The organism is Amycolatopsis sp. NPDC114505 (assembly GCF_055633615.1).
Genome location: NZ_JBVKDV010000007.1, coordinates 190052 through 210032, shown reverse-complemented (window position 1 = coordinate 210032; position 19981 = coordinate 190052). Strand labels below are relative to the sequence as shown.

Sequence of the window (19981 nt, the reverse complement as noted above, 5' to 3'; positions counted from 1 at the left end):
TACAGTCGGCCGTAGCTAGCTTGCAACGAGCAAGCCAGGTGCGAGAGGAGATCGTCATGGAGATCACGGGTGCGGTGGCGCTGGTCACCGGGGCCAACCGGGGGCTCGGCCGGCAGTTCGCCGCCGCTCTCCTCGAGCGCGGCGCGGCCAAGGTCTACGCCGCCGCGCGGAATCCGGAGTCGGTCGACCTGCCAGGAGTGGTGCCGCTGAAGCTCGACGTCACCGACCCCGAGTCGATCCGCGAAGCCGCGAAGATCGCGGGAGACGTCACGCTGCTGGTCAACAACGCCGGCTCGTCCACCGGGGCGTCCCTGCTCGGCGGCTCCCTGGACGACATCAAGCTGGAGATGGACACGCACTACTTCGGCACCCTCGCCGTCACGCGCGAGTTCGCGCCGATCCTCGAGCGCAACGGCGGCGGCCAGGTGCTCAACGTGCTGTCGGTGCTTTCCTGGTTCACCTCGCCGCAGGTCGCGGCCTACTCCGCGGCGAAGTCGGCGGCCTGGTCGCTGACCAACGCGCTGCGTCTGGAGCTGGCCGCGCAGAAGACGCGGGTGACCGCGCTGCACGTCGGGTACATGGACACCGACATGGCCAAGCACGTCGACGGCCCGAAGATCGACCCGGCGGTCGTGGCCGGGCTCGCCCTCGACGGCGTCGAGCAGGGCCGCTTCGAGGTGCTCGCCGACGAGCTCAGCCGGAATGTCCGGGCCGGCCTGTCGGGCGACCTCTCGGGGCTGTACCCGGCGCTCGCCTGACCGAGCGAATTTGTCATTTCCCGACAATTCCGGGGTTCTCCGGGACCCCGGAATACGGCTGCCCCCGACCCGGGCGTATGAATGGGCGGGTGCCGGATAGCGTCGAAGCCGGAAACGGCCGAACGAGGAACCGCTGGGGCGAAGGCGAACGGCTGCGCGGGGAGATCCTGGCGGCGGCCGCCCGGTTGCTGGCCGAGCTCGGTGGCGAGGACGGGCTGACGATCCGCGGGGTGGCCCGCGCGGTCGGCATCGCCCCGGCCAGCATCTACCAGCATTTTTCCGATCGTGCGGAATTGGTGCGAGGGCTGCTTGACCACGAATACGTGCGGCTGGCGGAATCGATGCGCGCGGCGGAAGAGACGCTCGGGGAAACCGACGTCGTCGGCCGGGTCCGGGCGCAGATTCACGCGTACTGCACGTTCGCCATGGAGAACCCCGGCCATTACCGGCTGATGCTCGCGAACGGCGCGTCCCGGGCGGAGCCCGGCGGTCCGGCGGAAGGTCCGCTGCTGGACGTGATCGACCGCCTGGCCGCGGGTTTCGAGCGCTGCGTCGAGGCCGGCCACCGGCTGCGGGTGACCCCGGGCCGGGCGGCCGCGGTCGTGTTCGTCGGGGCGCACGGGCGGGTCGCGCTGTTCCACAGCGTGCTGAACCGGAACGGGGCCGAGCTGGTCGAGCCGTTCGTCGACGAGCTCGTCGGGTTGGTGTTCGCCTGATCGGCCCTGTGGCGAAGTCGCCGGAAGATGCTTAGCATAGCTATGTAAATTTCCGGCAGCTTCGGGAGGTATCCGGTGGACGGCGTGCCCGCGTTTCCGATGACCCGGCGGTGTCCCTTCGACCCGCCCGCCGAGCTGGGCGAACTGCCGCCGGTTTCGCGCGTGCGGCTGTGGAACGGCAGCACGCCGTGGCTGGTCACGCGCTACGACGACGTCCGCGCGGTCCTGCGCGACACGCGGATCAGCGCCGACTCCGACCGGCCCGGCTACCCGCACCAGAGCGCGGCCACCGCGGCCCGGCGGAAGCGCGCGAGGTCGTTCATCACCATGGACGGCGCCGAGCACGCGGCGCAGCGGCGCCTGCTGACCGGCGACTTCCTCGTCAAGAAGATGGAGGCGCTGCGCCCGGCGATCCAGCGGATCGTCGACGACCTGATCGACGACCTGCTGGCCGGCCCGAACCCGGTCGACCTGGTGACGGCGTTCGCGCTGCCGGTGCCGTCACTGGTGATCTGCGAACTGCTCGGCGTGCCGTACGAGGATCGGGTGTTCTTCCAGGACATCACGAAGGTGATGGTGTCGAAGACCGCCACGCCCGAGGAAGCGGTCAAGGCCGTCGAGGACCTGCTCGGGTACCTTTCCGGGCTCGTCGAACGGAAGGTGTCCGAGCCCGGTGACGACGTCCTGAGCAAGCTGGCGGTCACGCAGGTCGCGACCGGCCGCATGACCGCCGAAGACGTCGCGTCGATGGGCCAGCTGCTGCTGGTGGCGGGCCACGAGACGACGGCGAACATGATCGCCCTCGGCACGGTCGCGCTGCTGGAGCACCCCGCGCAGCTCGAGCTGGTGCGGTCCGGCGACGCCGACCAGCTGCGCCGCGCCGTCGAGGAGTTGTTGCGCTACTTGAACATCACGCACACCGGCCGCCGCCGGGTCGCGGTCGAGGACATCGAGCTCGGCGGCGAGGTGATCCACGCGGGCGACGGCGTCATCGCGGCGGGCGACGTCGCCAACCGCGACGGCGCGGTGTTCGCGGAGCCGGACCGCCTGGACGTGACGCGCGAGGCCCGCCACCACGTCGCGTTCGGCTACGGCGTGCACCAGTGCCTCGGCCAGACGCTGGCGCGGGTGGAGCTGCAGGTCGTCTACGGGACGCTGTACCGGCGCATCCCGGAGCTGCGGCTCGCGGTGCCGCTGGAGGAGCTGTCCTTCAAGGACGACATGCTGGTGTACGGGGTGCACTGCCTGCCGGTCACGTGGTGAACACCATCCGGTGACCCCGGGCGGTGTCCATGTACTCGCGCACGCGGTGGATGAGCCCGTCGCGGAGCTCGAACACGAAGCAGTAGTCGTTGGCGTAGTGGTTGCCGTTGGCGAGCGTCGCGGTCATCGTCTCCTCCACGACGACGCGGTCGCCGTCGGCGTGGATGCCGTGGAAGGTGACGGTGACGTCGCTGACGAAGAACCGCGGGAAGTCCTCGGCGAGGAACCGGACGATCACCTCCCGGCCGACCAGGTGCGACGGCCCGCCGAGCGCGACGGCGGTGGCGTTCCCCGGCGGGGCCAGCCATTCGGCGTCCTCGGTGAAGACCGCGGCGATGCGGTCGGCGTCGTGGCTGGCGAACTCCTGCCAGGCGTGCTGGACGATCTCTCGGCTCATGGCCGGAACCCTAGGCGTGGCAAGGGGTTCCGGGCTGGCGGCTTTGCGACGTCATCACACCGCGCGTTGCAGGGCGTCGACGTCGTCGCCGAGCCGGGCCGCCCGCCGCCCGGTAGCCCTCGAGGAGCGCGGGGTCCAGGTCGCGGAAGAGCGCCAGCGAGACGAACCCCGCCACCGGCCCCCCAGAACGCGCGCTCGGCGTCGATGATCCCCGAGAGCCGGCCGTCGTCGAGCAGAATGTTGCCGTCCCACAGGTCGAAGTGCACCAGCACCGATGTCGTGACCAGTTCCAGCAGCGGCTCGTGCCGGCGCACCAGGTGCGAGATCTCCGCCGCGGGTCGCGGGAGGTGGACGCCGCGGCCAGAGCTTCTTCCGTGCGCACGCGAGCGAGTCTGCCACTAGCCGCCGAGCTTTTCGCGCGCGTCGGCCAGGTCTTCGGGGGTCGGTGCGTCGTCCTGGGTCAGCGTGCGCCGCCAGTAGCCGGTGAACTCGATGACGTCCTTGCCGAGCCCCCGCTCGTCCACGAGGTGGCGGCGCAGCGCCCGCACCATCCCGGCTTCGCCCGCGAGCCAGGCGGCCGCTCCCGGCCCGAGCGAGGCGCCGCGCACCGCATCGAGCAGCTTCGTCCCGTGCGGAGCGCCGTTCCGGTGCAGCCAGCGGACCGGCAGTGGCTGTTCCTCGGCCGCGTCCGCCACCTCCACGAACACCACCGCATTGTCCACTTCGGACAGTAGAGTGGCGATGGCCGGCACCGCGGTCTCGTCTCCGGCCAGCAGCACCATGTCCGCCGAAGGCACCGGGCGGCGGTAGGCCGCGTCCGGCCCGTACCGGCCGAGGACGTCGCCGACGGCCGCGGTCCGGGCCCACGCCGTCGCCGGGCCGTCGGTTCCGCCGGAGTGCAGCACGAAGTCGACGTCGATCGTGCCGCGATCCCGCGAGCGCACGGTGTAGCTGCGCATCACCGGCCGCTCGTCCTCCGGGATCGCCAGGTACGCCTGGTACCAGCGCAGCACGTCGTCGTCTCCCGATGGCAGCCGCACCGCGCGGCCCGGTGGCGGGAACAGGAGCTTGAACTGCTGGTCGGGCCACGCTTCGAGCGAGTCCAGCCCGGCGCCGGTGAACGTGACGCGCACGGTGCGCGGGGTCGGCCGCCGCACCGCCGTCACCTCGAGCAGCCCGGTCGGGTTCACGGCTTCCCCAGGTATTCGCGCAGGTGGCGGGCGGTGAGCGTGGAGGCGTCCGCCACGAGCGCGGCCGGGGTCCCCTCGAACACCACGCGGCCGCCGTCGTGGCCGGCGCCGGGGCCGAGGTCGATCAGCCAGTCGGCGTGGGCCATCACGGCCTGGTGGTGCTCGATGACGATCACCGTGTTGCCCGCGTCGACGATCCGGTCGAGCAGCGCCAGCAGCTGGTCGACGTCGGCGAGGTGCAGCCCGGTCGTCGGCTCGTCGAGGATGTAGGTCGAGCCCTTCTCGGCCATCCGGATCGCCAGCTTGAGCCGCTGCCGCTCGCCGCCGGAGAGGGTGGTGAGCGGCTGCCCGAGCGTCACATAGCCGAGGCCGACGTCGCCGAGCCGGTCGAGCACCCGCCGCGCGGTGCCGGACGGGAAGAACTCGCGCGCTTCGGCGACCGACATCGCCAGCACCTCGCTGATGTTCTTGCCGTGCAGCAGATGCGTCAGCACCTTGGGCGTGAACCGCCTGCCCTCGCACTCTTCGCAGACCGACGCGACGCCGGCCATCATCGCCAGGTCCGTGTAGATCACGCCGAGGCCCTTGCAGCGCGGGCACGCGCCCTCGGAGTTGGCGCTGAACAGGCTCGCCTTGACGCCGTTGGCCTTGGCGAACGCCGTGCGGATCGGGTCGAGCAAGCCGGTGTAGGTCGCGGGATTGGACCGCCGCGACCCGCGGATCGCCGACTGGTCGACCACGACGACGTCGTCGCGGTTCGCCAGGGAGCCGTGGATCAGCGACGACTTCCCGGAGCCGGCCACACCGGTGACCACGGTCAGGACGCCGAGCGGGACGTCGACGCTGACGTCACGCAGGTTGTGCAGCTTCGCGCCGGTGATGCTCAGGTGACTCGACGGCTGCCGGACCTGCTCACGAAGGGTCACGCGGTGGTCGAGGTGGCGGCCGGTGAGCGTGCCCGACGCGCGCAGGCCGTCGACGCTCCCGGTGTAGCAGAGCCGGCCGCCGTCGGTGCCCGCGCCGGGGCCGAGGTCGACGACGTGGTCGGCGATCCGGATGGTCTCCGGCTTGTGCTCGACGACCAGGATCGTGTTCCCCTTGTCCCGCAAGCACAGCAGGAGGTTGTTCATCCGCTCGATGTCGTGCGGGTGGAGCCCGACGGTCGGCTCGTCGAAGACGTACGTGACGTCGGTGAGGCTCGATCCCAGGTGCCGCACCATCTTCACGCGCTGCGCCTCGCCACCCGAGAGCGTCGCCGACTCGCGGTCGAGGGAGAGGTAGCCGAGGCCGATCTCGGTCAGCGAGTCGAGGGTGTCGCGCAGGTTGCCCAGCAGCGGCCGGATCGACGGCGCGTCGAGGCTCCCGACGAACTCGGCGAGGTCGCTGATCTGCAGGGCGGCGCAGTCGGCGATGTTCTTGCCGTCGATCTTGGCCGAGAGCGCGGCCTGGTTCAGGCGGGCGCCGCCGCACGCGTCGCAGGTCTTGAAGGTCGCGGCCTTCTCGATGAACGCGCGCAGGCGCGGTTGCAGCGACTCGGTGTCCTTCTGCAGGTAGAGCCGCCGGACCTTCACCGCGAGACCCTCGTAGGTGATGTTGGTCTTGCCGACCTTCACCTTGCACGGGCCCTTGTGCAGCAGGTCGTCGAGCTGCTGCGGCGTGAAGTCGCGGATCTTGGTGTCCGGGTCGAAGAAGCCGCACGAGAGGTAGGTCTGCACGTACCAGTTGTCCGGCGTGAAGCCGGGCACCTGGATCGCGCCGTCGTGCAGCGAGCGGTCGAAGTCGAGCAGGGCGTGGACGTCGAGGTCGGACACCCGGCCGAGGCCCTCGCACGCCGGGCACATGCCCTCGGGCAGGTTGAAGCTGAACGCGCCGGACGTGCCGACGTGCGGTTCGCCGAGCCGCGAGAAGGCGATCCGCAGCATCGCGTAGGCGTCGGTCGCGGTGCCGACGGTCGAGCGCGAGTTGGCGCCCATCCGCTCCTGGTCGACGACGATAGCCGCGCTGAGGTTCTCCAGCAGGTCGACGTCCGGGCGCGACAGGCTCGGCATGAACGACTGGAGGAAGGCGCTGTAGGTCTCGTTGATCAGCCGCTGCGACTCGGCCGCGATGGTGCCGAAGACCAGGGACGACTTGCCGGAGCCGGACACGCCCGTGAACACCGTGAGGCGTCGCTTCGGGATGTCCAGGTCGACGCCGGTCAGGTTGTTCTCCCGGGCTCCCCGGACCTCGATCACGTCGTGGGTGTCGGCGGCCCGCCTGGGTGAGGTCATACCGTCCTTCTTGATAGTTTAGGCTGTAAAGTGATTGGTCATCGTACATTACTTTATGGTGTAAGGAGTCGGCAAGGTGGTCGTCTTCGCGGGTCAGGGCGACGCCCGGCGGTCCATGGAGCTGCTGTGGGGGCCGCGCGTGGTCGCGCCACGAACCGGCCCGGGACCCAAGCCGGGGCTGTCCGTCGAGGCGATCGTCGCGGCGGCGATCGACATCGCCGACGCCGAGGGGATGGCGTCGCTGTCGATGCGGTCGGTGGGGGAGCGGCTCGGCCGCACGGCGATGGCGCTCTACACGTACGTGCCGGGCAAGACCGAGCTGGTCGACCTCATGTACGACCGGACGCTGGGGGAGCTGCCGTCGTCCTTTCCGGCGGCCGGCTGGCGTGCCGCTGCTTTGTCGCTGGCGGACGCGCTGTGGGACCTGCACCTGCGCCACCCGTGGCTCCTGCAGGTCTCGCCGGCGCGCCCGTTGCTCGGGCCGGGGGAGTTCCACGTGCAGGAGACGCTGCTGCGCGTGCTCGCCGAGACGGGGTTGCCGCTGTCCCGGGTCCGGTGGGTGGTGTCGGCGCTGTTCAACGTCGTCCGAGGCTCGGTCCAGACGGCGGCGGAGTCCCGCCAGGCGGCGAGCGAGACGGGACTGTCCGAAGAGGACTGGTGGTACGCGCGGTCGGCACTGCTCGGCGAGCTGGTGCCCGATTTGACGGCGCGGTTTCCCACGGTGGCGCGGCTGGGCGCGTCGGTCGAGGCGGTGTCCTCCGACGAGCCGTACCTGGAGCGGGAGGCGCGGCTGTCGTTCGAGGCGGGCTTGGAGCTGCTGCTCGACGGCGTCGAGACGGCGATCGTCAAGGCTTCCGGGCCTCGATGAGGAACCGAGTCGTGTGGGCGGCGAACGGGCCGTCGTGCTCGATCTTTTCGTGCAGTTCCATCAGCTTGTCGCGGTACTGGCCGACCGTGAAGCCCGGGACCATCCAGATGACGTTGGGCGGCCACGCCTCGGTCGCGGCCGTCAGCGGCGGCAAGGCGCTGGTAGCCCCAGGAGGGGCAGTTCGTCGAAAGCGCCCCCGATGGTCACAAAGCCGCCGGGGACCCGCCACCCGACTTCCGCACCGGCGGCGGTGGCACGGGCTTGGCCAGCGCGACGGCCTCGAACGCCACCACGACCGGCCCCCGCCGGGTGTCCACGGTGCAGGTGGTGTCGTCCCGGGCGACGAGGTTGCCGAGCGCGTCGGTGAACCCGCCGTCGATCCGGTAGCGGACGACGACCCGCGTGCCGAGTGGCAGCTCTCGCAGCAGCTTCACAGCCGCGCACTCAGCTCGTCGTCGGACGGCTCTACCAGGAACGAGCCGTCGTCCCACACGATCGTGGGGATCCGGCGCGCGCCGTCCTGCAGCTCGCGGACCCGGGCCTCGGCGGCCGCGTCGGCCTCGACGTCCACATAGGAGTATTCGACGCCTTCGCGGTCGAGCAAAGCGCGGCTGCGCTTCACGTCCGGGCACCAGGAAGCGCCGTACACCGTCAAACTCACGAAACAACCTCCGAAACTGCGGGTGCGGGAGCGGGCGAGGGGTGCCCCAGCTCGGTCAACCACCCGCGGAACACCTTGTGCAGCGCCTCCGCGCCGACGACTTCGCCGAGCGGTGGCAGCTCCCGCGGGTGCACCACAAACCCGCGCTGCTGCGGCCCGCCCAGCCCGCCGTGCGAACCCACGTGCGTCTCGAACGGCGATGACTGGTCCGTCTCCGGGTCGTAGCGGCTGTTGATCATCACGTCCGCGCAGTGCGGGAACGTGTCGACGCGGCGGATCAGGTCCGCCGCGTGCGGGCCGTACGGCAGCAGCGGGTCCTCGCCGATGACCACACCCGTCGCCAGCCGGTGGAGGCCGTCGCGGCCCAGGACCACCGGGCCGAACTCGCGGCTGCGGACCAGCAGGAACCCGGCCCCCGGGTGATCCACCAGGGCCGGCAGCAGGTCGGGGAACTCGCGCTCGATCGTCTCCAGCTCGACGCGGCCTTCGTGCTCGGTGAACGACACCATCGCGACGTGCCCGGACACGACCGCCACCACTCCCGGCGCCACGCGGGTGACCGCGCCGGGCGAACCGGACGTCGTGCGCGGGCGGTCGTCAGCGCACTCCGCGTTCTCCACCCGGGCGCGCAGCCGGCGCGCGATCAGGCCGCCGCTCTTCGTCGCCTCCGCCAGCGCCGCGTTGATCTGCCAGCTTTCGGCCTGCCGCCGCTTGCCCGCGGCCGCCGACGGCGAACCGCCGCACAGCCGTCCGACGTACGCCTCGATCGTCTCGCCGAACCGCTGCGAGAACGCCTGCCCCTGCGTCTGGCCGTGGTCCGACAGCGCGACGACGTGGTAGCGGCGCGGGGCGAGGCGCGAAGCCCGGTGCAGCCGCGCGATCTGCTGGTCGATCGAGCGCAGCACCGACAGCGTGTCGAACCGCTCGATGCCGGAGTGGTGCGCGACCTCGTCGTAGCCGAGGAAGTCCGCGTACACCACCGGCCGCCCGGCGAGCATGTCGCCGAGGATCGCCGACACGACGACGTCGCGCGCGATCACCGTCGTCCCCGGCCGGGCGAGGGGGTACCAGCCGCCGCGCGGGACCCGCGGCACGACGCCCGCGCGGCGCTGGCGCACCGACGCGTTGATCTCGCGGAAGACGTCGGCGAGCGCGACGACGAACGTGCGCAGCGCGTTGATCGGGTTCGCGAAGTAGGCGTAGTAGCCCGCGCCGAGGCGGTCGCGGCGGCGGTGGCGCAGGGTCTTCGGCACCAGCACGGGGATCGAGCTCATGGTGAGGCTGACGTGGTCGGCGTCGCCGGAGAACAGGTTCCCGTGGCTCGCCCCGCCGCCGGAGAGCAGGCCGTGCCCGTCGGAGTGGCGCCGCTCGATCTCGGCCGCGTCGGTCGGGTGGGCGCACGCCATCACGTGGTCGCGGTCCTTTTCGTACCAGCGGAAGCCGAGGATGTCGTGGTTGGAGCCGTGCAGGATGCCGCAGACGCTCGCGCCGGTCTGCGAGCTCCAGTCGGTGTGCCACGGCGTCAGCGTGTGCGTGTCTTCGGCGAGCCACGCGGCGAACGTCGGCATGTCGCCGTCGCGGATCGCGCGGCGGACCGTGTCGTACCCGAGGCCGTCGATCTGCAGGAACACCACGCCGGGCGGCTGCTCGGCGTCGCCGGGCGCGGTGGCGTGCCGGCGTCGGCGGCGGTTGGCGCGGCGGAAGAAGATCTCGTCCTCGTCGATGGCCAGCACGGCCGAGATGAGCGCGCCGACCCCGGCCATCGCCACCGTGACGATCACCGCCGTCCGGAAGCCGTCGAGCTCGACGCCCGGCACGGTCCCGAACACCGCGAGCGTCCCGGCGCCGAGCAGCAGGAAGCCGAAGAGGCCGAAGGTGAAGAAGGCCAGCGGGTAGGCGATGCGCATGACCAGCGGCCAAACGACGCCGGCGAGCAGGCCGAGCAGCAGCGCGCAGACGGTCGGCTGCCACCAGTGCGTCATCCGGAAGCCGGGGAGGAGGACGTCGAGCAGGCGCAGCGCCCCGGTCACGGCGGCCCACACCAGCAGGACGCGGGCGACGGCCCGGCCACCCCGTAGCAGCCTGCCCTTCGGCGCGGACGTCGTCACACTCGCTCCTTGGTCTTGCGCCGCCACTTCGCGACCAGGTTCGCCAGCACGGTGACCAGCAGGACCAGCACCGTCGCCAGGACCGTCGCGATGACCGGTGAGTCGAAGATGCCGCCGCTGACGATGCCGAGCAAGCTGTACGCGACTGCCCAGAGCACGCACGCGAGGAGCGCGGCGGGCAGCAGGCGCCGCCACGGGTAGCTCAGTGCGGCGGCGGCCAGGAGCACCGGGATCCGGCCGGCCGGGACGAGCCTGCCGATCACGACGAGCTGCCAGCCGCGGCGGGCGAACTGGTCACGGGCCTTCTCCAGCCGTTCGGCGGGCTGGCGGCGGCTGATCCAGCGGAACGCGGCTTCGCTGCCGAGGCGCGGGATCCCGAACGTCACGACGTCGCCGACGTACGCGCCGAGCGTGGCGATGACGATGACCAGCGGCAGCGACAGGTGGTCGGTGGTGGTCGCGACGGCGGCCGCGGCGCCGACCACCGCGCCGGTGGGCACGATCGGGATGATCGAGCCGAGCAGCACGCCGCCGAACAGGGCCGGGTACCCGATGGCGGCCGGGTCGGTCCAGTTCACGCGCGGTCCGTCGGGGCCGGGAGGACGACGTCGGCGCCGGGCTCGGTGAACAGGACTTCGGTGGCTCCGCCGGCGGCTTTCACCTCGGCGGCGAACACCCGCGGCGGGTCGGCGAGCAGCCGCCGCATCCGGGTGGTGCGTTTCAGGCCGGGGACGGCGAGGGTGCCCCAGTGCACGGGCACGGCGGCGCGAGCTTGGACGACTTCGGCGGCTTTCGCGGCGCGAGCCGGGTCGAGGTGCCCCGGCCCGAGGTTCGGCCCCCAGCCCCAGACGGGCAGCAGCGCGACGTCGACCGGGCCGAAGTCCGCCATGCCGTCGAAGAGGTCGGTGTCGCCGGCGTGGTAGATCTTCGCGTCCCCGCCGGTGATCAGGTGCCCGATCGCGGGGCTCTGCGGGCCGTGGGTGAGCCGCGGGCCCCAGCGGTGTCCGGAGTGGACGGCTTTCGTGGCGGTGACTTCCAGCGCGCCCTCGGTGAGGGTTTCGCCCGGCGCGATCTCCTCGACGTTCCCGAAGCCCTTCTTGGTGAGCCAGGACCCGGCCCCGCGCGGGACGACGATCCGCGCGCGCTTGCCGAGCAGCTTGAGCGAGGGCAGGTGCAGGTGGTCGCCGTGCAGGTGCGAGACGAGGACGAGGTCGACGTCCGCGTAGGCCTCGGGTGCCGGCGGCGGCACGACCCGCACGAGCCCGCCGACGCGCGCGGTGAGCACGGGATCGGTCAGGACCACCCGGCCACCGAGTTCGAGCCGGACCGTCGAATGGCCGAGGAAACGCAGGTTGAAGCCGCTCACGCTGTCGAGTATCGCCCCCTCCCCGGACGAATGCCCGGCGGAGTGGCGCGAACAACGCCCTTCAGCGACCAGCGGCCAGTTCCTCGCGTGATCGCCGGGTCGACACGCGTGATCGAGGGTCGACACGCGTGATCGGAGGGTCGACACGGCGGCGAGGCGGCCCGCCCGCCGTGTCGGCTGCTCGATCACACCGGCGCGGCCGGGAGCAGCGACGAGATCCGCAGCGACGACGTCCCGATCCCCGTCGGCCCGCCGAACCGCGGGTGGTGACCCAGCTCGAACTCGCTGTACCGCCCGGCGTTCTCGTGCCAGTGCGCGCATCCGGCCATCCAGTTCCGGAGCGCCTCGACGTACTCCGGCGGCAGGTCCGGGCCGGCCGCCGACGCGTGGCGGAACTCCGCGAGCCGCGCCTCGGCCAGGTCGCGGACGACTTCGGCCGCGCGGTCCTCGGTGCAGTCGAGGAAGTTCCGCACCACCAGCACACCGTTGTTCAGCTCGCCCTCGAACCGGATCTCCTTGCGGTAGGAGCGGAGGTCGTTGAGCAGGCCGCAGTAGTCGGCCGCGGTGTGCTCGAGCGTCTGCGCGGCCCGGGTGGCCCGTGGCTCCGGCGGCAGCACGAGGCTCATCGTGAGGTCCGCGCCGAACGTCCGCCGCCGCATCTCGACGTGGTCGATCGGGTCCGGGATGCGGTTCTGGGCCAGGTTCGCGAGCTTCCACAGCCAGCTCCCGGTCATCGACGCGACGGCCCGCCGCACCGCGTCGGGGTCCGGGGTCCGCGGCCAGAGGTCGGCGAGCGCGGCTTCGAGGGGGTTGAGCGGCTGCCCGCCGTCGGCCATGAACAGCGCCAGGCGTTCGTTGCACGCCTTCGCCCCGGCGAGGTCGCGGGTCGCGCCGAACATCTCCTGGTAGTAGTCGTCGGCGTAGGTGGCCCAGGTCAGCCAGTCACTGAGGACGTCGAGGTCGTCGGCGTCCGGGGCGATGCCCGCCGCGCACAGCGGCAGGTCGGCGGCGCGCAGCTTCCGCTCGTCCCACACCACGCCGTCGAGGATCCCCGTCCGCCGGGCCCAGTCGACGTTGCGGCGGCGGCACGCGTCCAGGTGCGGGCTCAGCCGGAGCGGGAACGGCGGCTCGAACGCCGGCCGCGGCGGGGAAACCGCGGAGAACGGCGTGTGCCCGTACGCCCGCATCCGCTGCGGTGCCGTCGCGAGCACCGACGAAAAGATCCGCGCGGCCGACGTCCCGATGCCGTGGCTCGCCACCGCGCCGTCGTTCATGTACCGGCTGGACCGCAGGTGCCACTCGTGGCCGCCGGACTGCCAGTCCTGCAACCCCTTGACGTAGGCGAACGTCGCCGCGCGGGCGGCCGGGTCGACGCCGTGCTCGTCGAACAGCCCGGGCACCTCGGTGAGCGCGGTGTGCTCGAACTGGTGCAGGCGCGAGGTGATGAGGTCGTTGACGGCGTCGGCCGCCTCCTGCGTCGACAGCCCGAGGAACTTCTCGACCACGAGGACGCCGTTGGACAGCTCGCCCTCGTCCTGCACCTCCCGCTGGTAGGAGAAGAGGTCGTTGCGCAGGTGGACGCTGTCGGCGAAGCAGTCGCGCAGGACCTCCATGGGCCGCGACGCGGCGATCTCGTCGGGCACCTCGGCGTGCACCGAGTGCTCGACGAGGTTCGCCGACCACGGCGCGCCGCCGACCTTCCGCCGCATCTCGACGTACTCGATGGGGTTGGCGAGCCGGCCCTCGTTGATGTTGGCCAGCTCCCACAGCGACTCTTCCAGCAGCGCCTTCGTGCTCGCGACGAACCGCCGCCGCCACGCGGCCGAGCGCCGCGGGATCGTCCGGTCCCAGAGGTCGGCCAGGCCGCGCTCGACCGGGTTCTCCGGCGTCGCGGTGATCTCGCCGTCGGCGGGCATGAACTCGTCGACGCGGTCGAGGTAGGTCCGCGCGCTGTCGATGTCGCCGGTGCGCTTGTACAGCTCGAGGAAGTGGTCGTCGAAGTAGAAGACCCAGACGTACCAGTCGGTGATGAGGTCGAGCTCGTCCGCGCCGGCGTCCGGGTGGGTGTAGGCGCAGAGCAGCGCGTAGTCGTGGGAGTCGAGGTCGTGCTCGGTCCAGATGACCGTGCCGTGCTGCGGGACGTCGACCATGTCCATCCCGTACGCCCACGCCTTGCTGTGCGCGCGGGCCCGCTCGAGGTGCGGGTTCAGCCGCGCGGGGTAAGGCATGTAGAACTCGGGGAGGACGAACGGCTGCTCAGGCACCCCGTGAGGCAACCAAAGTCGCGGGTGCCCGCCAAGAGGAGCAGGCGCGGTTGCACACGAACGGGTCCGGTGCTTCCCCCGGCCGGCCCAGCGACGAAGGAGAGCCGATGACCGACACCCGAGTGGTCGACAACCCCGACGAGAGCCGCTACGAGATCTGGGCGGACGGCAAGCTGGCCGGGTCCGCGTACTACGACGTGCGTGGCGAACTCACGGTTTTCACCCACACGGAGATCGACGACGCGTTCGCGGGGCAGGGGCTGGGCAAGGTCCTGGCGGCCGGCGCGCTCGACGACGTCGTCGCAAAGGGCCGGACGATCGTTCCGGTGTGTCCCTTCATCGCCGGATATCTGCGGAAGAACCCGGGCTACGAGGACCACGTTCGCTGGCCGAAAGGGTGATTGTTACGCCGAACGTGGCAGCGTCACTGGGCTGTTCGGGTCTGAGTTGAGAGGTATGTCCGGATCGATTGGTTATTAACCAACCTTCGTCGGTGGTGCGTTGGTTGCCCGGCAACGAAAGTGACCGGCGCAGGCTTCGAACCGGCAACCTGGAGGAAGTTGATGACTCCCCGGAAAACCGCCCTCAAGACCTTCGCCGTCTTGTCGGCCGCCGCGCTGACGTCCGGCGTGTGCGCGTCGGCGGCCACCGCGTCCCCACTGGCCTTCGCCGAGATGCAGGCCCACGCGATCACCAGCGCGACCCAGGTCGCGGACACGCTGGGTGCCACCTCCGGTGGCGTCTACCTGGAGAACGGCAAGGCCGTCGTCAACGTCACCGATGACGCGTCGGTCCAGAAGGTGGAGGCCGCCGGCCTCACCGCGAAGAAGGTCAAGCACACCTTCGCCGCGCTGACCGGCGTCAAGAACCAGCTCGACGCGGTGAAGAACGTCCCGCAGACCGCGTGGGGCATCGACACCAAGACCAACCAGGTCGTGGTGAAGGTCTACGACGCGGCCAGCAAGGCGAACGCCGACAAGGTCACCGCGGCCGCCGCCCAGTACGGCGACAGCGTCCGCGTCGAGCACCGCACCGGCAAGCTGGAGCTGTACATCTCCGACGGCGACGCCATCCAGAACGACCAGGGCCGCTGCTCCCTCGGCTTCAACGTGACGCGCGGCGGTTCGCCGTTCCTGCTCACCGCGGGCCACTGCACCAACCTCGGCGGCACCTGGGCCGGCGGCGACGTCTCCGGCGCACAGGTCGTCGAAAGCGACTGCCCGGGAGCCGACTCCGGCCTGCTGACCCGCCCGAACGGCTCCGGCCCCGGCGAGATCAACACCGGCCAGGCGATCACGAGCGCGGCGACCCCGACGGTCGGTGAGCAGATGCAGAAGCAGGGCTCGACCACCGGTGGCGGCAGCGGCGAGGTCACCTCGGTCGACGAGTCGGTCAACTTCGACGTCGGCGTCCTCAACCACGAGTTCGGCACCACCGCGCACACCGACCACGGTGACTCGGGTGGCCCGGCCTACGACGGCTCGAAGGGCCTGGGCACGCTGTCCGGCGGCGACACCGTGACCAGCTACTTCTACCCGCTCACGCTGGAGCTGCAGAGCTACGGCCTCGAGCTCGCCTGATTGACCCGCAGGGCCCCTTCACACGCGTCGAGGGCGGGTGAAGGGGCCCTGCTTCCTTTTCTAGAGCCGCTTCGCGCGGTAGACGGCGTCGGTGTGGTGCCCTTCCCCGCGCGTCTCGCAGGTCTCGACGACCCACTCCCAGGCGTCGCCGAGGTAGGTCGTGATCTCTTCCGGCTCGAAGTACAGCTCCTCCGGCGGCTTCTGGCCGTCGAACTCCCGCATGGCCTTCGGCGAGTGCCCGACGACCAGCAGCGAGCCGCCCGGCCGGATCGCCTTCGCCGCCGCCGTGAAGACGTCGCGGCGGAGGTCCGGCGGCAGGTGCATGTACTGCGCCGAGATCAGGTCGTACTGCTCCTCCGGCTGCCACTTCAGGATGTCGCGGTGCAGCCAGTTGACGTCGACGCCGGCTTCCTTGCCCGCTTCTTCCGCGCGGGCGAGCGCGACGGTCGAGATGTCGGCGCCGTCGACCGTCCAGCCCCGCTTCGCGAGCCAGATCGCGTCGCCGCCCTCGCCGCAGCCGAGGTCGAGAGCACGTCCGGGCGTCATCCCCTCGACTTCGGAGCTGAGGTTGACGTTGACGTTCCCGCTCCAGATCCGGTGCTCGTCGCGCTGGTACATGGCTTCCCAGAAATCCTGCTTGAGCATCTCTTCGACGATCATGGGCTCGTGCGGCATGGTTCCTCCTCGGTGACGTCCCCAGCATGCGGAGGACGTCACCGAAGAGGCAAATCGTGTTGCCGATCCGGCAACTCAGGTCGTACCGAACACCTGCATCTCGTACAGCGAGTAACCGTATGAGGTGCCCCGCGTGACGCCGTTCATCCGCACGTAGCGGCCGCTGCCGGTCAGGCCGGTGAGGTCGTCGGTGGCGCCGTTGCCGGTCGTGGTGCTGTAGATCGTCGTCCAGGTCGTGCCGTCGGCCGAGGTCTGGATGCTGTACGCCTTCCCGTACGCGGCTTCCCAGCTCAGCTTGACGTGCGAGACGGCCTTGCTGGCGCCGAGGTCGACGCGCAGCCACTCGCTCGCGGAGCCCTCCTTCGACGCCCAGCGGGTGCTGGTGAGGTTGCCGTCGAAGGCCGCGCTCGCCGGGTAGGACGACGACTCCGTCGAGGACGCCGTCGCGGTCTTCCCCTGGGAGAGCAGCGTTTCGGTGCCGCCTCCGCCGCCGGTGACCGTGACGCCGAGCGAAGCGGTCTTCGTCCCGCCGGTGATGGTGACCGTCGCCGAACCCGGGGTCGCGGTCGCGGCGGCGGCGACCGTGACGGCCGAGGTGCCGCCGGCCGGCACCGACGCCGGGGAGAAGGACACGGTGACGCCTGCGGGAGCGCCGCTCGCGGACAGCGTCACGGCGTCCGTGGAGGTGACGGTGGCCGTCGCCGAAGCGCCCGGTGCCACCGAAACCGACGACGGCGTCACGCTGAGGCTCGACGTGCTGCCGGCCGCGGTGAACGTCCAGCGGGCCTGGGTGCCGGAGCAGCTGCCCGCCGTGAGTGTCGTGCCCGAGGCGCGGAAGCACTTCTTGCTCGTCTGGATGTCGGAAATGGTGCCGTCGGGGTTGATCGACCACTGCTGGGCCGGGCCGCCGGTGCAGGTCTGCAGCACGATCGAGCTGCCGGAGATGCCCGCGCACTTGTCGTTGATCACCAAGAAGGCGCCGTGGAAGGTGAAGCGCTGGGCGTCACTTCCGGTGCAGGCGGCCACTTTCAGCGTGCTCCCGCTGCTCGGGGCTTCGAGACAGGTGCCGGTGGAGTTGTTCTTGTACTGGCCGACCGTCGTGTTCGGCTGTGCGCCGTCCCAGCACGCACCCGTGCTGGTGTTGAAGATCGGCGTCGCGTCGTACGGTTCGTTCGACGGCGGGTCGACGACGACCGGCTCCATGACCGGCGTGTTGTCGGCGTTGTAGTGCGTGAGGGCGTCTTCGCAGTCGATCGCGTCGAAGGCGCTGCCGCCCTTGCCGCCGAGCCAGAGGTCGATGTGGCGCAGGCCGGGGCCGCCGTTCGGGCCCTGGCTGTTCCAGTCGTCGGAACACTCGTCGCAGCCGTCCTCCATGATGAAGTACTTCTTGACCCGCGGCACCCAGACCTTGGTGCCGGGCTTCAGTTCGTCGCTGCTGGTGGCGAAGGTGATCGGGTCGGCGTAGCTGCCCTTGCCGCCCGCGGTGTCGTGGATCTGCGGGTAGGCGATGTCGCCGCCGGGCGGGGTGTTGTCCCACCAGCCGTAGAAGGTGAGGAAGGTCGGCTGCGTGGTGGCCGCGCTCGCCGGGCCGGCGCCGACGAGCGCCGAGGTCAGGGCGAGGAACAGGGTCACGACGAGCGCGAGAGCGCGCCGGGTCATGCTGCCTCCGGGAGTGGGTGGGGCGGACGATGACGTGCGGCGTGCGTCCAGGTTCGCCGGGTGGCGGCCCGCCGTCAAGACCTGTTCGTAAAGTTTCCTAACGAATCCGGTCTCGTGTTCCGATCGGCGGGAAAGTCGAGCGGGGGCACGCTTTCGTCGGCGAAGATGGCGTCATGAGCGAACAGCGGGAAGTCGTGGTCACCGGGGGCGGTACGGGCATCGGGCTGGCGATCGCCGCCCGGTTCGCGGCGGCGGGCGAGCGGGTCACCGTCACCGGGCGCCGCAAGGACGTGCTGGAGGCGGCCGCGGAGAAGATCGGCGCGCGGGCGGTGGCGTTCGACGCGAGCGACCCGGCGGCGGTGCAGGCCGCGCTGGCGGAACTGCCTTCGCGGGTCGACGTCCTGGTCAACAACGCCGGCGGCAACACCGACCGGGTCCGGGAGGCGCCCACGGACCTCGCCGGGGTGGCGGACGCGTGGCGCGCGAACTTCGACGCGAACGTCGTCTCCGCGGTGTTGGTCACTACTGCGCTGAAGCCGCGCTTCGCGGACAACGTGCGGGTTGTGACTCTTGGCTCTGTCGCGGCGAAGCAGGGCTCCGGCTCCTACGGCGCGGCGAAAGCGGCGATCGAAGCGTGGAACACCGACCTCGCGCGGCAGCTCGGCGCCGCCGGCTCGGCCAACGTCGTCGCTCCGGGCGTCATCCTCGACACGGAGTTCTTCCACGGCACGCTCACCGAAGAGTGGCTCAGCTCCCGGATCTCGGTGGCGCTCAACAAGCGGGCCGGCGCGCCGGAAGAAGTCGCGGAAACCGTGCAGTTCCTGGCTTCGCCGGGAGCCGGGCACGTCACGGGGCAGGTCGTGCACGTGAACGGCGGCGCTTACGGGGCCCGCTAGGCCATCCGGGTCGGAAGTGGGTCGAACGTCCCACGACGGCGCCGAACCTCTCCATGGTGGAAGTGACCCGACCACCGGCAGAGAGGTGTGATCCGCCGTGACGGCAGCATCCGAAACCCCGGCCCTCCCCACGGCACGACCGGCCGGATGCCCGTACGACCCGCCCGGGAACTACGCCACACTGCGGGAAACCGCGCCGACGTCGCAGGTGCGCTGCCCGGCGGGCATGGACGCCTGGCTGGTGACGCGCTACCGCGACGTCCGCGCGGTGCTCGCCGACCGCACGATGAGCTCGCGCGGCGCGTCCTCCGTGCACGTCAGGCCCGACGCCGATCTTGACGAGAAGGTCAGTCCCGGGTCGATCATCCAGCTCGACGGCGCCGACCACTCGCGCATCCGGAAGATGGTGATCGCGGAGTTCACCGTGCGGCGCGTGGAAGCGATGCGGGGCTACGTCCAGGAACTGGTGGAGAGTCACCTCGACGCGATGCTCGCCCGGCCCGGTGAAGCCGATCTGGTGCGGGACTTCGCGTTGCCGATCCCGTCGCTGGTGATCTGCGAGCTGCTCGGTGTCCCGTACGCGGATCGGTCGCGTTTCCAGCGGCAGAGCGGGTTCCTGGTCAGCACCGACGCGACGCCCGAAGAGGGGCAGCAGGCGTACGACGAGCTTTCCGGCTTCCTGGCCGAACTGTTCACCGACAAGCAGGCGAACCCGCAGGACGACCTGTTCAGCCGGCTGATCGCTCGTGGGGAGGCGTCGGGTGACCCGCTGACGATGGAAGAGCTGGTGGTGCTCGGGCTGAGCCTGCTGGTGGCCGGCCACGAGACGACGGCCAACATGATCGCGCTCAGCACGCTGGTGCTGCTGGAGCACCCGGCCCAGCGCGACGTCGTGCTGTCCGCGCCCGAGCGCGCGATCGAGGAGCTGCTGCGGTACCTGTCGGTCGTCCAGTTCGGTGTGCTGCGCTACGCGACCGCGGACGTGCAGGTCGGCTCCCGGTCGGTCAAGGCGGGGGAGTGGCTGGTGGCGGCCCTGAACTCGGCCAACCGCGACGAGGAGCTGTTCCCGGGCGGCGACAAGCTCGACTTCCACCGGGAGTCGCCGCGCACGCACGTCGCGTTCGGCTTCGGTGCGCACCAGTGCATCGGCCAGCAGCTGGCCCGCGTCGAGCTGCAGGAGGCGTTGACGCGGCTGTTCCGCCGGGTGCCCGACCTGCGGCTGGCGGTGCCGCGGGAGTCGTTGGTGTACAAGCACAACACGCTGGTGTACGGGGTGCGGGAGCTGCCGGTCGCCTGGGGGTGAGAATGAC

General features: G+C 71.0%; 21 protein-coding genes. 8 read left to right on the top strand and 13 right to left on the bottom strand.

What is annotated here, in order from left to right:
• Positions 1 to 56 precede the first annotated feature (56 nt).
• The 3 genes from ACZ7OU_RS49735 to ACZ7OU_RS49725 all read left to right on the top strand — a co-directional run bounded on the left by ACZ7OU_RS49735 (position 57) and on the right by ACZ7OU_RS49725 (position 2737).
• The gene (locus ACZ7OU_RS49735; RefSeq protein WP_470260700.1) at positions 57 to 758 is read left to right on the top strand and encodes an SDR family oxidoreductase; all 702 of its coding nucleotides are present in this window, start codon (positions 57 to 59) and stop codon (positions 756 to 758) included.
• Positions 759 to 910: 152 nt separating this feature from the next.
• Positions 911 to 1474 carry a TetR/AcrR family transcriptional regulator gene (locus ACZ7OU_RS49730; RefSeq protein ID WP_470245704.1) on the top strand — a complete coding sequence of 188 codons (564 nt, stop codon included), beginning with the start codon at positions 911 to 913 and terminating at the stop codon, positions 1472 to 1474.
• A 99-nt stretch (positions 1475 to 1573) separates the two neighbouring features.
• On the top strand, positions 1574 to 2737 hold the full coding sequence (locus tag ACZ7OU_RS49725) for a cytochrome P450 (protein WP_470260788.1): 1164 nt from the start codon (positions 1574 to 1576) through the stop codon (positions 2735 to 2737).
• On the opposite strand, the gene ACZ7OU_RS49720 is transcribed toward ACZ7OU_RS49725, so the two are convergent.
• From ACZ7OU_RS49720 to ACZ7OU_RS49705, 4 genes are all read right to left on the bottom strand, one after another.
• Positions 2727 to 3134, bottom strand: coding sequence for a nuclear transport factor 2 family protein (locus ACZ7OU_RS49720; protein ID WP_470260699.1), 408 nt, complete (start codon positions 3132 to 3134; stop codon positions 2727 to 2729). The genes ACZ7OU_RS49725 and ACZ7OU_RS49720 overlap by 11 nt on opposite strands.
• Complete coding sequence (locus tag ACZ7OU_RS49715; protein WP_470260698.1) at positions 3131 to 3448, bottom strand: phosphotransferase; 318 nt, start codon at positions 3446 to 3448, stop codon at positions 3131 to 3133. Before ACZ7OU_RS49715 ends, ACZ7OU_RS49720 begins: the two co-directional genes overlap by 4 nt.
• An 84-nt stretch (positions 3449 to 3532) precedes the next feature.
• Positions 3533 to 4324: a siderophore-interacting protein gene (locus tag ACZ7OU_RS49710; protein ID WP_470260697.1), complete on the bottom strand. Its 792-nt coding sequence runs from the start codon at positions 4322 to 4324 to the stop codon at positions 3533 to 3535.
• Positions 4321 to 6594 carry an ATP-binding cassette domain-containing protein gene (locus ACZ7OU_RS49705; RefSeq protein ID WP_470260696.1) on the bottom strand — a complete coding sequence of 758 codons (2274 nt, stop codon included), beginning with the start codon at positions 6592 to 6594 and terminating at the stop codon, positions 4321 to 4323. The genes ACZ7OU_RS49710 and ACZ7OU_RS49705 overlap by 4 nt, the downstream gene beginning before the upstream one ends.
• 76 nt (positions 6595 to 6670) lie before the next feature.
• On the opposite strand from ACZ7OU_RS49705, the gene ACZ7OU_RS49700 reads away from it, so the two are divergent.
• On the top strand, positions 6671 to 7462 hold the full coding sequence (locus ACZ7OU_RS49700) for a TetR/AcrR family transcriptional regulator C-terminal domain-containing protein (protein ID WP_470260695.1): 792 nt from the start codon (positions 6671 to 6673) through the stop codon (positions 7460 to 7462).
• On the opposite strand, the gene ACZ7OU_RS49695 is transcribed toward ACZ7OU_RS49700, so the two are convergent.
• From ACZ7OU_RS49695 to ACZ7OU_RS49665, 7 genes are all read right to left on the bottom strand, one after another.
• Positions 7440 to 7616 (bottom strand): hypothetical protein, encoded by a 177-nt coding sequence (locus ACZ7OU_RS49695; protein ID WP_470260694.1) that lies wholly within the window; start codon positions 7614 to 7616, stop codon positions 7440 to 7442. The genes ACZ7OU_RS49700 and ACZ7OU_RS49695 overlap by 23 nt on opposite strands.
• A 49-nt stretch (positions 7617 to 7665) precedes the next feature.
• Positions 7666 to 7896, bottom strand: a complete 231-nt coding sequence (locus ACZ7OU_RS49690) for a putative acetyltransferase (RefSeq protein ID WP_470260693.1) — start codon at positions 7894 to 7896, stop codon at positions 7666 to 7668.
• On the bottom strand, positions 7893 to 8123 hold the full coding sequence (locus ACZ7OU_RS49685) for a glutaredoxin domain-containing protein (protein ID WP_155544664.1): 231 nt from the start codon (positions 8121 to 8123) through the stop codon (positions 7893 to 7895). The genes ACZ7OU_RS49690 and ACZ7OU_RS49685 overlap by 4 nt, the downstream gene beginning before the upstream one ends.
• Complete coding sequence (locus ACZ7OU_RS49680) at positions 8120 to 10231, bottom strand: phage holin family protein (RefSeq protein ID WP_470260692.1); 2112 nt, start codon at positions 10229 to 10231, stop codon at positions 8120 to 8122. Before ACZ7OU_RS49680 ends, ACZ7OU_RS49685 begins: the two co-directional genes overlap by 4 nt.
• Entirely contained in the window at positions 10228 to 10809 is a 582-nt protein-coding gene (locus tag ACZ7OU_RS49675) for a DedA family protein (protein WP_470260691.1), read from the bottom strand. Before ACZ7OU_RS49675 ends, ACZ7OU_RS49680 begins: the two co-directional genes overlap by 4 nt.
• A complete protein-coding gene (locus ACZ7OU_RS49670; RefSeq protein WP_470260690.1) occupies positions 10806 to 11597 on the bottom strand; it encodes an MBL fold metallo-hydrolase in 792 nt (263 codons plus the stop codon). Before ACZ7OU_RS49670 ends, ACZ7OU_RS49675 begins: the two co-directional genes overlap by 4 nt.
• A 185-nt stretch (positions 11598 to 11782) precedes the next feature.
• Positions 11783 to 13825 carry a terpene synthase family protein gene (locus ACZ7OU_RS49665; RefSeq protein ID WP_470260787.1) on the bottom strand — a complete coding sequence of 681 codons (2043 nt, stop codon included), beginning with the start codon at positions 13823 to 13825 and terminating at the stop codon, positions 11783 to 11785.
• A gap of 143 nt (positions 13826 to 13968) precedes the next feature.
• Between ACZ7OU_RS49665 and ACZ7OU_RS49660 the strand changes: the two genes are divergently transcribed.
• Together ACZ7OU_RS49660 and ACZ7OU_RS49655 are read left to right on the top strand one after the other, a co-directional pair.
• Complete coding sequence (locus ACZ7OU_RS49660) at positions 13969 to 14262, top strand: GNAT family N-acetyltransferase (RefSeq protein WP_470260689.1); 294 nt, start codon at positions 13969 to 13971, stop codon at positions 14260 to 14262.
• A gap of 162 nt (positions 14263 to 14424) precedes the next feature.
• Positions 14425 to 15441: a S1 family peptidase gene (locus ACZ7OU_RS49655; protein ID WP_470245561.1), complete on the top strand. Its 1017-nt coding sequence runs from the start codon at positions 14425 to 14427 to the stop codon at positions 15439 to 15441.
• A gap of 60 nt (positions 15442 to 15501) precedes the next feature.
• On the opposite strand, the gene ACZ7OU_RS49650 is transcribed toward ACZ7OU_RS49655, so the two are convergent.
• Positions 15502 to 16116, bottom strand: coding sequence for an SAM-dependent methyltransferase (locus ACZ7OU_RS49650; protein ID WP_470260688.1), 615 nt, complete (start codon positions 16114 to 16116; stop codon positions 15502 to 15504).
• Between the two features lie 75 nt (positions 16117 to 16191).
• The gene (locus ACZ7OU_RS49645) at positions 16192 to 17775 is read right to left on the bottom strand and encodes a discoidin domain-containing protein (protein WP_470260687.1); all 1584 of its coding nucleotides are present in this window, start codon (positions 17773 to 17775) and stop codon (positions 16192 to 16194) included.
• Positions 17776 to 17948: 173 nt separating this feature from the next.
• Here ACZ7OU_RS49645 and ACZ7OU_RS49640 point away from each other — a divergent pair, with 173 nt between their 5' ends.
• Together ACZ7OU_RS49640 and ACZ7OU_RS49635 are read left to right on the top strand one after the other, a co-directional pair.
• On the top strand, positions 17949 to 18671 hold the full coding sequence (locus ACZ7OU_RS49640; RefSeq protein ID WP_470260686.1) for an SDR family oxidoreductase: 723 nt from the start codon (positions 17949 to 17951) through the stop codon (positions 18669 to 18671).
• 97 nt (positions 18672 to 18768) lie between these two features.
• Positions 18769 to 19974, top strand: coding sequence for a cytochrome P450 (locus ACZ7OU_RS49635; RefSeq protein WP_470260685.1), 1206 nt, complete (start codon positions 18769 to 18771; stop codon positions 19972 to 19974).
• Positions 19975 to 19981 lie beyond the last annotated feature (7 nt).